The organism is Phocaeicola sp. ICN-14070 (genome assembly GCF_037892625.1).
Lineage (GTDB): Bacteria > Bacteroidota > Bacteroidia > Bacteroidales > Bacteroidaceae > Phocaeicola > Phocaeicola plebeius.
This window is the reverse complement of sequence record NZ_JBBKBF010000006.1, coordinates 1-12,989: the sequence shown is the minus strand read 5'-3', so window position 1 is coordinate 12,989 and position 12,989 is coordinate 1. Positions and strand designations below refer to the sequence as shown.

Below are 12,989 nucleotides of genomic sequence, written 5' to 3'. Positions count from 1 at the left end.
CGTTCGGGAACCCTACGTTTTTGCGACGGGAAACATAGGGTTTGCAGTAGGAAAACGTAGAAAACGAACAAGAAAAATAGCAAGAATATGCAGGTAATTTTCAATTTAAGGATAATGACGTGTCAAAAAGTTTTCCGGAATGCGGTAAAAACCAGCCCTCTGTTATAAAGGGATGAGGTTTTGTGGCAGATTGTTGTTTTTTATTTAATACAAGTGTGATATTGTGAGATATTTTCAATATATTTGCGCACGAAGTTATAAAAGATTGTTCAGATGATTTACGACATGGAAATGCAGAAGACGTTCTATGCGTCGTATGCAGAAAAAGTAGAAAAGGCCCGTAAGAAACTGGGGCGTGCCATGACTTTGGCTGAAAAAATATTGTATGCACATTTATACGACGAAAACACGGTGACAGCTTTCCGTCGGGGGAAAGAGTATGTTAACTTCCGTCCGGACCGCGTAGCCATGCAGGATGCGACGGCCCAGATGGCGCTGTTGCAGTTTATGAATGCGGGAAAATCCGTTTCAGCTGTTCCTGCTACCGTACATTGTGACCATTTGATTCAAGCATATAAAGGAGTGGAAGAGGATTTGCCTTCTGCTTGCACTACTAATAAAGAGGTATACGATTTTCTGAAAAGTGTGGCTTCGAAGTACGGCATCGGCTTCTGGAAACCGGGAGCAGGTATCATTCATCAGGTCGTACTTGAGAACTATGCGTTTCCGGGTGGCATGATGGTGGGAACCGACTCACACACCCCGAATGCCGGTGGATTGGGTATGATTGCCATTGGCGTGGGCGGTGCCGACGCAGTGGACGTAATGACCGGTATGGAATGGGAATTGAAGATGCCGAAACTAATTGGAGTGAAGCTGACCGGTGCGTTGAACGGATGGGCTTCGCCAAAAGATGTGATTTTGAAACTGGCAGGTATTCTCACCGTGAAGGGAGGAACGAATGCCATTATTGAATATTTCGGAGAGGGAACCCGCTCATTGTCTGCTACCGGCAAGGCTACTATCTGTAACATGGGAGCTGAGGTGGGAGCTACGACTTCTGTTTTCCCTTACGATGAGGAGATGAAGCGCTACCTCTGTGCTACCGGGCGTGAGGATATTGCCGAACTGGCTGAGGCTAATGCGGCCGATTTGCGGGCAGATGCGGAAGTGGCACAGCAGCCGGAGAAATATTACGACCGTTTGATTGAAATCGACCTTTCTGCACTGGAACCGTATGTGAACGGACCGTTTACGCCCGATGCAGCTTGTCCGGTATCGGAATTTGCTGCCCGTGTGAAGAAGGAAGGGTTCCCGCAGAAGATGGAAGTGGGATTGATAGGTTCTTGTACCAACTCTTCTTATCAGGATTTGAGTCGTGCAGCTTCGGTAGCCCGTCAGGTAAAGGCAAAAGGTTTGAAGATGCAGGCTTCTCTGATTATCAATCCCGGTTCGGAACAGGTATATTGCACGGCTCAGCGCGACGGCATGATTGAGGACTTGAAGAGTATCGGCGGTGTGGTGATGACCAATGCCTGCGGTCCTTGTATCGGACAGTGGAAGCGTGTGACTGACGATCCGCTTCGGGCCAATTCTATCGTGACTTCGTTCAACCGTAACTTTGCCAAGCGTGCCGATGGCAATCCGAACACACATGCGTTCATTGCTTCACCGGAAATGGCTGTGGCGTTTGCCATTGCAGGCGACTTGTGCTTTAATCCGCTGACGGATACCCTGAAAAATGAGAAGGGAGAAGAAGTCAGACTTGATCCGCCGACAGGGGAAACACTGCCACAGAAAGGATTTACAGTAGATGACAATGGCTATGTGGCTCCTTCGGCCGACGGAGGAAAGGTGGAAGTGACCATTCAGCCGGACTCACAGCGCTTGCAGAAACTGGAACCGTTTGCTGCATGGAACGGAGAAGACTTCATGGAACTTTCGCTGCTGATTAAGACGCAGGGAAAATGTACTACCGACCACATCTCTATGGCCGGACCGTGGTTACGCTTTCGCGGACACCTGGAAAATATTTCCGATAATATGCTGATGGGTGCTGTCAATGCATTCAACGGTAAGACTAACTGCGTATGGAATCAGCTGACTGGCGAATATGAAGCCGTTTCAGCAGTGGCCAAGCAGTACAAGGCAAAGGGCATGGGCTCTATCGTAGTGGCAGAAGAAAATTACGGAGAGGGTTCCAGTCGTGAACATGCCGCCATGGAACCGCGCTTCCTGAACGTACGGGTAATTCTGGCCAAGAGCTTTGCCCGTATTCATGAAACAAACTTGAAGAAACAGGGTATGCTGGCACTGACTTTTGTCGACAAGAACGATTACGACAAGGTACGTGAGCACGACCGGATTTCTATCTTGGGATTGCAACGCTTTGCTCCGGGTAAACCGTTGCATGCCGTGTTGACGCACGAAGACGGCACGACAGAAACTTTCGAAGTGCTTCATACCTATAATGAAATGCAAATTAACTGGTTTAAGGCCGGTTCAGCCTTGAACACCTTTAAAAAATGAGAGAAATGAGCAATAAGATGTATATGCAGGACGGGAAACTGGTGGTTCCCGATCACGTAGTGATTCCTTTTATTGAAGGGGATGGAGTAGGAGCAGAAATCACTCCGGTTTGTCAGAAAATTGTCAATACAGCGGTAGAGCTGGCCTACGTAGGTAAGCGCCGTATTGAATGGAAAGAGGTGCTGGCCGGTGGAAAGGCTTTTGAGCAGACTGGTGAATGGTTGCCGAAGGCTACGCTGGAAGCATTTAAGGAATATCTGGTAGGTATTAAAGGTCCGTTGACCACTCCGGTAGGCGGTGGTATCCGTTCGCTGAACGTGGCATTGCGTCAGACGCTCGATTTGTATGTCTGCCTGCGTCCGGTACGCTGGTTCAAAGGAGTCGTTTCTCCGGTGAAAGAGCCGCACAAGGTGAACATGCACATTTTCCGCGAAAATACGGAAGACATTTATGCGGGTATCGAATGGGAACAAGGTACACCGGAAGCACAGAAATTCTATGCTTTCCTTCGTGATGAGATGGGTGTGACCAAGGTACGTTTCCCGGAAACCTCTTCATTTGGTGTGAAACCCGTGTCAAAGGAAGGTACCCAGCGACTGGTACGTGCAGCCATTGAATACGCATTGCAACACGGCCTGCCGTCAGTGACACTGGTACACAAGGGAAATATCATGAAGTTTACGGAAGGAGGTTTCAAGCGCTGGGGATACGAAGTGGCCGAAACCGAGTTCAAGGACCAGACTTTCACTATGAACGAATATGACCGCCTGAAGAAAGAGCTGGGTGAAGAGTCTGCCAAGGCTGCCGTAGCCAAAGCCATCAACGATGGAAAAGTGGTGGTGAAGGATTGCATTGCAGATGCTTTCCTGCAAAATACCCTGCTCATTCCGGAAGAATATTCGGTCATTGCTACGCTGAACCTGAACGGCGATTATGTGTCCGACCAGCTGGCTGCCATGGTGGGCGGTATCGGTATCGCACCGGGAGCCAACATCAATTACAAGAGCGGACATGCCATCTTTGAAGCGACTCACGGCACGGCACCGAACATTGCCGGAAAGAATGTGGTGAATCCGTGTTCCTTGCTGCTTTCTTCTGTCATGATGCTGGAGTACATGGGCTGGAAAGAAGCTGCCCAACTGATTGTGAATGCTTTGGAGAAAGCTTTCTCGAAAGGGAAGGCTACTCATGATTTGGCGCGTTTCATGCCGAATGGCCACGCGTTGGGCACGAATGAATTTGGACAGGAAATCATTTCTTTGCTGTAATAGTCGGAGGATTTTCTTGTCGGAGTGTTTTTAATGGATAAAAAGAGAAGTTTATGAAGAAAGAATATATAGTTTACAAACTTTCCGAGTGTGCCAAGCAGGCATGCCGCATCGACAATGAACTGTTCACGAAATACAATGTAAAGCGGGGGCTGCGTAACGAAGATGGTACGGGTGTGCTCGTGGGACTGACAAAGATTGGTAATGTGGTAGGTTATGAACGCACAGACCAGGGATTGAAGGCTATTCCGGGTAAGTTATTCTATCGCGGATACGATTTGGATGACATTGCTCATGCCTTGCTGCGCGAGAAGCGTTTCGGCTTTGAGGAAGTGGCTTATCTGCTGTTGTCGGGTGAACTTCCTGACAGCGAACAACTGGCTTCGTTCAAGGAGCTCATCAATGACAATATGCCGCTGGACAAGAAGACGACCATGAACATTATCGACTTGGAAGGGCAGAACATCATGAACATCCTGGCACGTAGTGTGCTCGAAATGTACACGTTCGACCCGAATCCGGATGATATTTCACGCGACAACCTGATGCGTCAGTCCATCGAACTGATTTCAAAGTTCCCGACCATCATTGCGTATGCGTATAGCATCTATCGTCACAGTATACACGGACGTTCGCTGCACATTCGCCATCCGCACGAGAATCTGTCGCTGGCCGAAAACTTCCTTTACATGATTAAGAAAGAATACACTCCACTGGAAGCGCGTATGCTCGACTTGCTGCTGGTGCTTCAGGCAGAGCATGGAGGTGGTAATAACTCAACATTTACCGTACGTGTCACCAGCTCTACTCGCACGGATACGTATTCCAGCATTGCAGCCGGAATCGGTTCGTTGAAAGGTCCTCTGCACGGAGGTGCCAACATTCAGGTGGTCAAGATGTTCCATCACTTGAAAGAGGTGATTTCTGACTGGACGAATGTAGACGAAATCGATACTTATCTGACCCGCATGCTGAACAAGGAAGCCTACGATGGCAGTGGATTGATTTACGGTATCGGTCATGCGGTGTACACGATTTCCGATCCGCGTGCCGTATTGCTGAAGGAACTGGCTGGTGAACTGGTGGCAGAAAAGGGATGTGAGAAAGAATTTGCTTTCCTTGAACTCCTGGAACAGCGTGCCATTGAATGCTTCAAGAAAGTGAAAGGAACCAAGAAGCAGGTTTGCTCGAATGTGGATTTCTATTCAGGCTTTATCTACGAACTGATGGGTTTGCCGCATGAAATCTATACGCCGCTGTTTGCCATGGCCCGTATTGTGGGATGGACGGCACACCGTATTGAGGAACTGAACTTCGAAGGTCGTCGCATTATCCGTCCGGCATATAAGAATGTGCTGGAGGAAGTGGACTATAAGCCGATAGGAGAACGATAAAAGTTCAAGTGATTTTATATGGAGGAAGCGACAGAAACCCGATAATGAGGTATCTGCCGCTTCTTTTCTTTTTAGGAATGTCGGCCAAATTGTGTACCTTTGCGGCGTTTTTATCGTAAAATCAGAAAATATGAATAGTTTGAAAGGTTTTTTCTATGGGATTGCCACTTCGGTAACATTTGGTTTGATACCCTTGTTCACGCTGCCTTTGATGCAGAAAGGGATGATGTTTGATTCGATTCTTTTTTATCGTTTTCTCTTTGCCACCTTTGCATTGGGGGCCATGATGAAAATAAAGAAAGAATCATTCCGTATAGAGAGCCGTGATATTCCGATGTTTCTTTTGCTGGGACTGCTGTACACAGGCTCAGCTATGTTCCTGTTCTGGGGATATGGGTTTATGGGAGCCGGGGTAGCCACGACGCTTCATTTTACCTATCCCGTGTTTGTGACTTTGCTGATGTTGGTCTTGTTCCGTGAGAAAGCTTCCTGGGTAACGTGGGTAGCTATTCTGCTGGCAATATATGGTGTATCTGAACTTTCGTTGAAAGGAGATGAGCTGTCGGCCGATGCGACGGGAGTGGTTATTGTTCTGCTTTCGGCTGTATGTTATGCCGGATACATTGTGGCAGTCAATAAATCAAGATTGCGTGATATGAGCGGGCGGAAATTAGCTTTTTACGTATTTATCGTAAGTACGGTGCTGTTTGCCATAAAGGCATTGACCAATCAAGGAATACAGTCGGTACCGGATGCAGTTTCAATCGGTAATCTGTTCTTGCTGGCGGTGGTGCCTACTGTTATTTCCAATATTACCTTGGTATTGGCCGTACAGAATATTGGTGGAACAATGACTTCGGTATTAGGAGCCATGGAACCGGTGACGGCTGTATGTATCGGTGCCTTGATTTTTGGGGAAGAGTTTACCATGCAGGAAGGCTGGGGAATATTCCTCATCTTGGTGGCTGTTACCTTGATTGTGTTGACTCGGACAATTCAGAAAAGTCTGTCGGCTGTAGTACGTAAAATTCGTCCGCGTCATGCTTGACACGGACGAATTTTGCTGTGAAAAATCATGATTTCCCGTATAGCTTGTTGATAAGGTCGTTTCGACCGATTTTCCGTAATTCGTTGATAATGGCCTTCCGTTCCTCTGGTTTATACCAGAAGAAGAACATACGTTGAGCCAGTTTTTCACGAGGGGTCTTGGCCGAGAATACAGGTTCCAGTGTGTAGGGATGTACGCCTGTGTACCATGCTTCCGTAGAGACGGTCATGGGGGTAGGCGTAAAGTCCTGTACCTGCTCCAGGTGGAAGTCCAGTTTCTTGGTGATGACCGCCAGTTCGGCCATGTCCTCTTCCGTACAGCCAGGGTGACTGCTGATGAAGTAGGGGATGATCTGTTGCCTTAATCCCGCTTCTTTGTTGATTTTGTCAAAGATACGCTTGAACTCGTAGAACTGCTCGAACGGTGGCTTGCGCATCAGGTATAGCACTTTGTCACTGGTATGTTCCGGAGCTACTTTCAGTCGTCCGCTTACGTGACGTGTAATCAGTTCACGAGTATATTCCTTGGTACTCTGGTTGGTCTTTGCATCTTTACTCTGATGCAGAAGCAGGTCGTAACGCACTCCACTACCGATAAAGCTTTTCTTGATGCCTGGCAAACTGTCTACTGCATGGTATATCTCTAATAACGGCTGGTGGTCAGTGTTCAGATTCGGGCAGACTTTAGGATGGATGCACGACGGACGTTTGCAGCGACGGCAAAGAGCCGTATCTTTTCCACCCATTTGGTACATGTTGGCCGAGGGACCTCCCAAATCGCTTAGATACCCTTTGAAGTCGGGCATTTCAGCGATGGCTTTTACTTCCTTGAGAATACTTTCCTTGCTTCGGCTGACAATGAACTTTCCCTGATGGGCCGAGATGGTACAGAAAGCACATCCGCCAAAGCATCCCCGGTGGATGTTGACAGAGAACTTGATCATTTCATAGGCCGGAATCCGCTTGTTTTTGTATTTAGGATGCGGAAGACGGGTGTAAGGAAGGTCGAACGACATGTCCAGCTCTCCTTGCGTCATGGGAGGATAAGGCGGGTTGGTAACCACCGTCTGCTTTCCTACCTGCTGAAGGATGCGAGCTGCCGCATAGCGGTTGGATTCTTCCTCGATGTGTCGGAAGTTCTGTGCCTGCTTTTTCTTATCCTTCAGGCATTCTTCATGCGAATAGAGTGTCAGGTTGCCTTGGCCGTTCGGGTTTTCCGGCAGAGCAGCTACCTCTTTCTGTGAAATCAGGTAGGCTGTTTGTGGAATGTCGTGTGGCAAGTCTCCAGCATGAACTTCTCCTTCTACTTCAAGCAAGCGCTCGCTCAGTTCCGTAATGGGTTTTTCTCCCATTCCGTAAATAAGCAGGTCGGCTCCTGATTCTACTAAGATGGAAGGACGTAATTTCTCTTCCCAATAGTCATAGTGCGTCAGGCGTCGAAGAGAGGCTTCGATACCGCCTAAAATCACTGGTACGTCAGGGTACAGTTTTTTCAGAATCTGCGTATAGACAATGCTGGGATACTCAGGGCGCATGTCATGGCGTCCATCGGGTGTATAGGCATCTTCGCTTCTCAGCCGTCGGTTGGCAGTGTATTTGTTGACCATGCTGTCCATACATCCGGCAGATACGCCGAAGAACAATCTTGGTCTTCCCAGTTTCTTGAAGTCGCGCAGGTCATCGCGCCAGTTGGGCTGGGGGATGATGGCTACTTTCAGTCCTTTGGCTTCGAGCATTCGTCCGATGACGGCAGCACCGAAAGATGGATGGTCCACGTACGCATCTCCACTGAAGATGATGACGTCAAGTTCGTTCCATCCCCTCAGTTCAGCCTCTTTCTTCGTAGTAGGCAACCAGTCGGTCAGCTTGTATTCTTTCAAGGCGTTTCTTTAATTGTGGTTTTCTTCAGTTTCTTCTTGTTCCTCTTTCTCTTCTTTTTCTCTTTCCCATTTGATATAAAGAAGGATGAGCTGGTGTAAGCCGAACGCTTTCATGTTGTTGTGATAAATCACGTCAATGCACAAATCGAGCAAGTCCTTGCTGTTTTCTTCCATGGACGCAATGAGCGAACGAATGTTCAGTTTCAGTTTGTCAAGTACGGTTTCGTCCACAATTCCGTTGCTGTCAATAAGCTGTTGGAAGAGCGAATATTTTTCGATAGTTTCCAGATGCTTTTCAGAAATTTCCATGCTGCGTGTGCCGGAAGCGTTGGTCTGTATGGTATACATAATATGATAATTTTAAAGTTTATGTAACAAAGGTATTTTTTTTCTGGATATGATGGCTCGTTTTCTCTCTTTTCTTTAGGGATTTTTGTGTATTTTCGGCTGGTAGAAATGCGGTGCCTGCCTTATCTTTGCCTGACAGATATGTTTCAGACAATATACCTACAAATGGTGATTGCGGGTGTTGAAAGGATTCTCTTATTTTGCAATGTGAATTTATGAATACGATATTTATGTGTAACAATACTACGCGAATGTATAAACCCACCGATAAGATGGGCGACTTGATTTGTGAGAATTATGCTCTTCTGCAGGTGATGAGCCGTTTTGGTATCTCATTAGGGTTTGGTGACAAGTCCGTGCAGGAAGTGTGCGACATGAATCAGGTGGATTGCAATACATTCCTGATAGTGGTCAATTTCCTGGGCGAGGAGAGCAATCATATTCACGACCATTTGCAGGGGCTTTCCATTCCTGCATTGATGGAATACCTTAAAAAGGCTCATTCCTATTTCCTGGATTTCCAGTTGCCTTCTATCCGCCGGAAGCTGATAGAGGCAATCGACTGTTCATCGGAGAATGAAGTGGCTTTTCTGATTGTGAAGTTCTTCGATGCGTACGTGCACGAGGTACGCAAGCACATGGAATATGAGAATGAAAAGGTATTTACTTATGTGGAACATTTGCTGAAGGGAGAACGGCTGAAAGATTACAGTATCGGAGTTTTCGCCCGTCACCATGACCAGATCAATGCCAAGTTGACCGAACTGAAAAATATCATTATCAAATATTATCCGTCGGGCGGGGATAACCAGCTGTTGAATGCTACCTTGTTCGATATATTTAGTTGTGAGGAGGATTTGGCTTCGCACAACCGGGTGGAAGATTTTATTTTCGTGCCCGCAATCATGGAGTTGGAAAAGGAGATAAAATGAAACCGCAGGAAACAATATACATTGCTGTGGCAGATACGTCGATGATTATTCGCAGCGGACTCGTGTCTGTGTTGAGGCGTCTGCCTGATTTGCCGGTACAGGTAATAGAGGTTTCTTCAGAAGAGGGCCTGAAGCATTGTATGGAGGCACATACTCCACAAATTTTGATTATCAACCCTCAGTTTGGAGGATGGTTCGATGTGGCTGCTTTCAAGCAGGAATATCCGGAAGCTGCCATGAAATTCGTATCGCTGATTTATACGATGGTGGATGCCAACCAGCTCAAAGGCTACGATGACTCGGTCAATTTATTTGACGACGTGGATTCTTTGTCGCATAAAATTTCGTTGCTGATGAACGTAGCGGATGAGGAAGAAAGCGATCAGGACTCATTGAGCCAGCGGGAAAAAGAAATCGTAGGTTGTGTGGTGAGAGGAATGACCAATAAGGAAATTGCCGAAAAACTCTATATTTCCGTGCATACGGTCATTACGCATCGCCGGAACATTACGCGAAAATTACAGATTCACTCGGCTGCCGGACTGACCATTTATGCCATCGTAAATAAGTTGGTAGAGTTGAGTGAAGTGAAAATGAATCTTTAGAAAGGTTGTTATTTGGATTAATTCTAAAATACCTACATTTAGGTATTGCGGGTACAGCCTTTAACACCTATCTTTGCAGTGTTAGTCATATAGAAATTACGTAAACCACAAAAGTAAAAGAAGTTAGTTATTAGTTGGGTGCGCCCTGCGAAGTGATTCGCGGGGCGCACGCATTTTTTACATTTTGTTATGGTGGTTTAAATTGTTTTCAAAATCTGAAATAAAGTTTTCATTTCCGGAGAAAACCTTTTACTTTTGCTCGAAAGAAGACGAATAACAGATTTTAAATATATGAAAGTAGGATTATTTATTCCCTGTTATATCAATGCCGTTTATCCGCAGGTGGGAGTGGCTTCTTTTAAGTTGCTGAAAAGCCTGGGGGTGGATGTAGATTATCCGCTGGACCAGACTTGCTGCGGACAACCGATGGCGAATGCAGGATTTGAAGAAGAGTCAGTAGAATTGGCCAAACGTTTTGACCGTCTTTTTGAACAGTATGATTACATTGTAGGCCCGTCGGCCAGCTGTGTGGTATTTGTGCGTGATCATTATGGACAGCTATTAGCCAAGGAACCTCATCGTTGTGCCAGCGAAGGCAAAATTTATGATATCTGCGAATTTATTCATGACGTGGTGAAACCCACTTCCTTGCAGGCTTCTTTCCCTCACAAGGTCAGTATCCAGAACAGTTGTCATGGAGTGCGCCTGATGCACCTTTCTTCACCGAGCGAATTGAATATCCCATATTATAATAAGCTTCGTGATTTGCTTTCCTTAGTGAAAGACATCGAAGTGGTAGAGCCGGAAAGACCGGATGAGTGTTGTGGATTTGGAGGTATGTTTGCAGTAGAAGAACACGCCGTATCCGGACAGATGGGACGTGATAAGGTGAAACGTCACATGGATACGGGTGCAGAATATATCGTAGGTGCCGATGGCTCCTGTCTGATGCATCAGAACGGGATAATTGCCAGAGAGAAGTTGCCTATCAAAACCATTCATATTGTAGAAGTTTTAGCTACAGGACTATGAGTACGAAACATTCAAAAGCCGCCGAGAAGTTTCAGGAAAATAAGAAACTGGCGGGATGGCATGACCAGACCTTGTGGATGATGCGTGCCAAACGGGATAAGATTAGCCGGGAGGTACCGGAATGGGAACAGTTGCGCGACATGGCTTCTGCCATCAAGATGTACAGCAACAGTCACCTGGATTTGCTTTTGCAGGAGTTCGAAAAGAACGCACAGGCAAACGGAGCCCATGTGTATTGGGCGAAAGATGCCGATGAGTATTGTTCTATAATCTATAATATTCTGCACGGACACAATGTGCATCGCTTTATCAAGAGTAAATCGATGCTGGCCGAAGAATGCGGACTGAATGAATATCTGATTCAGAAAGGAATTGACGTGGTGGAAAGTGATTTGGGAGAAAGAATTCTTCAGCTGATGCATAAGAAACCTAGTCACATCGTGGTGCCAGCCATCCATATCAAGAAGGAAGAAATCGGTGAACTGTTTGTGAAAGAGATGGGTACGGAGCCGGGCAACAATGACCAGACTTATTTGACCCATGCGGCGCGTAAGAATCTGCGTCATAAGTTTATTGAAGCAGAAGCAGCCATGACAGGTGCTAATTTTGCCGTGGCTTCTACGGGTGAGTTTGTGGTGTGTACCAATGAAGGTAATGCAGATATGGGTACCTCGCAACCTAAATTGCAGATTGCTGCTTTCGGGTTGGAAAAGATTGTGCCCGACCGTGAAGCACTGGGTGTATTTACCCGCTTGCTGGCACGTTCTGGTACCGGACAACCCATCACTACCTATACTTCACATTATCGCAAACCCCGCAAAGGAGGTGAACTGCATATCATTATTGTAGATAACGGACGTAGTAATATTCTGGCTGATCAGGAGCATGTGAAGACGCTGAACTGTCTGCGTTGTGGAGCTTGTATGAATACGTGTCCGGTGTATCGTCGTTCTGGCGGATATTCTTATACCTATTTTATTCCAGGTCCGATTGGCATTAACCTGGGAATGCTGAAAGCGCCTTTGCACTATTATGATAATGTGTCGGCGTGCTCTTTGTGTTACTCTTGTCAGAATGTGTGTCCGGCGAAAGTAGATTTGGCAGACCAGATTTATCGTTGGAGACAGAAACTGGATGGCTTGGGAGTAGCCAGCTCGTCCAAGCGTTTGATGTCGGGTGGAATGAAAGTGCTGATGGAACATCCGTCTTTATTTAATTTGGCTCTGGCACGGGCATCGTGGGTGAATTCTTTCCCTCGTTCATTGGTGTACAATGGATTGAATGACTGGGGAAAAGAACATGAAATGCCACAGTTTGCCAAGGAAAGTTTTAATGAAATGTGGAAAAAGGGTAAAGTAAAATAGGGAAGCTATGAGTCGTAGAGAAGATATATTGCAGAACATACGTCGTAATACGCGAGTACGTTATGAAAAGCCGGATCTGTCTGCATTGGAACAAGGGGCAATTACGTACGCTGATCCGGTAGCACAATTCTGTAAGGTTGTGGCAGAGGTCGGCGGACGTGTGGTGACGGTCAATGAGGGAGAAGATGTCAACGAGTTGGTTCGTAAATTGTATCCGGATGCCAAACGCATCGCTTCCAATCTGAAGAATATTACTTGTGCCACTTTTCATCCTGATGATGTGGCTGCTTCTGCCGATTTGGATGGTACAGACCTGGCTGTAGTAGACGGACGTATCGGAGTGTGTGAGAATGGGGCTGTATGGGTGCAGCAGGATGTGGAACAGCGTGCGGTGTATTTTATTTCTGAAGCTTTAATTCTTCTGCTTGACCGGAAAAATCTGGTAAACAACATGCACGAGGCCTATCAGAAAATAGATACAGGAGAGTATGGTTACGGCGTTTTCATTTCAGGTCCTTCAAAAACTGCAGATATTGAACAGGCGTTGGTAATGGGAGCACATGGAGCTCGTGAACTGACAGTCTTGTTAC

11 protein-coding genes are annotated in these 12,989 nt (G+C 46.6%); 9 read left to right on the top strand and 2 right to left on the bottom strand.

Features of this window, described 5'->3' with window-relative positions; all coding sequences use genetic code 11:
• Nucleotides 1-273 precede the first annotated feature (273 nt).
• The 4 genes from WKT20_RS02965 to WKT20_RS02950 all read left to right on the top strand — a co-directional run bounded on the left by WKT20_RS02965 (nt 274) and on the right by WKT20_RS02950 (nt 6,239).
• The gene (locus tag WKT20_RS02965) at nt 274-2,529 is read left to right on the top strand and encodes an aconitate hydratase (protein ID WP_340416810.1); all 2,256 of its coding nucleotides are present in this window, start codon (nt 274-276) and stop codon (nt 2,527-2,529) included.
• Nucleotides 2,526-3,797 carry an NADP-dependent isocitrate dehydrogenase gene (gene icd / locus WKT20_RS02960; protein WP_181976327.1) on the top strand — a complete coding sequence of 424 codons (1,272 nt, stop codon included), beginning with the start codon at nt 2,526-2,528 and terminating at the stop codon, nt 3,795-3,797. The genes WKT20_RS02965 and icd overlap by 4 nt, the downstream gene beginning before the upstream one ends.
• 53 nt (nt 3,798-3,850) lie before the next feature.
• Entirely contained in the window at nt 3,851-5,191 is a 1,341-nt protein-coding gene (locus WKT20_RS02955; protein WP_007561217.1) for a citrate/2-methylcitrate synthase, read from the top strand.
• A 130-nt stretch (nt 5,192-5,321) separates the two neighbouring features.
• Complete coding sequence (locus WKT20_RS02950; protein WP_117702226.1) at nt 5,322-6,239, top strand: DMT family transporter; 918 nt, start codon at nt 5,322-5,324, stop codon at nt 6,237-6,239.
• A gap of 25 nt (nt 6,240-6,264) precedes the next feature.
• Here WKT20_RS02950 and WKT20_RS02945 read toward each other — a convergent pair whose 3' ends face one another.
• Entirely contained in the window at nt 6,265-8,118 is a 1,854-nt protein-coding gene (locus WKT20_RS02945; RefSeq protein WP_340416809.1) for a YgiQ family radical SAM protein, read from the bottom strand.
• A gap of 9 nt (nt 8,119-8,127) precedes the next feature.
• Nucleotides 8,128-8,466: a hypothetical protein gene (locus tag WKT20_RS02940; protein ID WP_007561228.1), complete on the bottom strand. Its 339-nt coding sequence runs from the start codon at nt 8,464-8,466 to the stop codon at nt 8,128-8,130.
• Nucleotides 8,467-8,696: 230 nt separating this feature from the next.
• On the opposite strand from WKT20_RS02940, the gene WKT20_RS02935 reads away from it, so the two are divergent.
• The 5 genes from WKT20_RS02935 to WKT20_RS02915 form a co-directional block, all read left to right on the top strand.
• Nucleotides 8,697-9,398: a hemerythrin domain-containing protein gene (locus WKT20_RS02935; protein WP_259330638.1), complete on the top strand. Its 702-nt coding sequence runs from the start codon at nt 8,697-8,699 to the stop codon at nt 9,396-9,398.
• Nucleotides 9,395-10,003, top strand: a complete 609-nt coding sequence (locus WKT20_RS02930; RefSeq protein ID WP_117702224.1) for a response regulator transcription factor — start codon at nt 9,395-9,397, stop codon at nt 10,001-10,003. The genes WKT20_RS02935 and WKT20_RS02930 overlap by 4 nt, the downstream gene beginning before the upstream one ends.
• A gap of 291 nt (nt 10,004-10,294) precedes the next feature.
• Nucleotides 10,295-11,035, top strand: coding sequence for a (Fe-S)-binding protein (locus tag WKT20_RS02925; RefSeq protein WP_278614039.1), 741 nt, complete (start codon nt 10,295-10,297; stop codon nt 11,033-11,035).
• Nucleotides 11,032-12,399, top strand: a complete 1,368-nt coding sequence (locus tag WKT20_RS02920) for a lactate utilization protein B (protein WP_117702223.1) — start codon at nt 11,032-11,034, stop codon at nt 12,397-12,399. The genes WKT20_RS02925 and WKT20_RS02920 overlap by 4 nt, the downstream gene beginning before the upstream one ends.
• Nucleotides 12,400-12,406: 7 nt before the next feature.
• The coding region (locus tag WKT20_RS02915) for a LutC/YkgG family protein (protein WP_340416808.1) at nt 12,407-12,989 on the top strand (583 nt) is incomplete at its 3' end.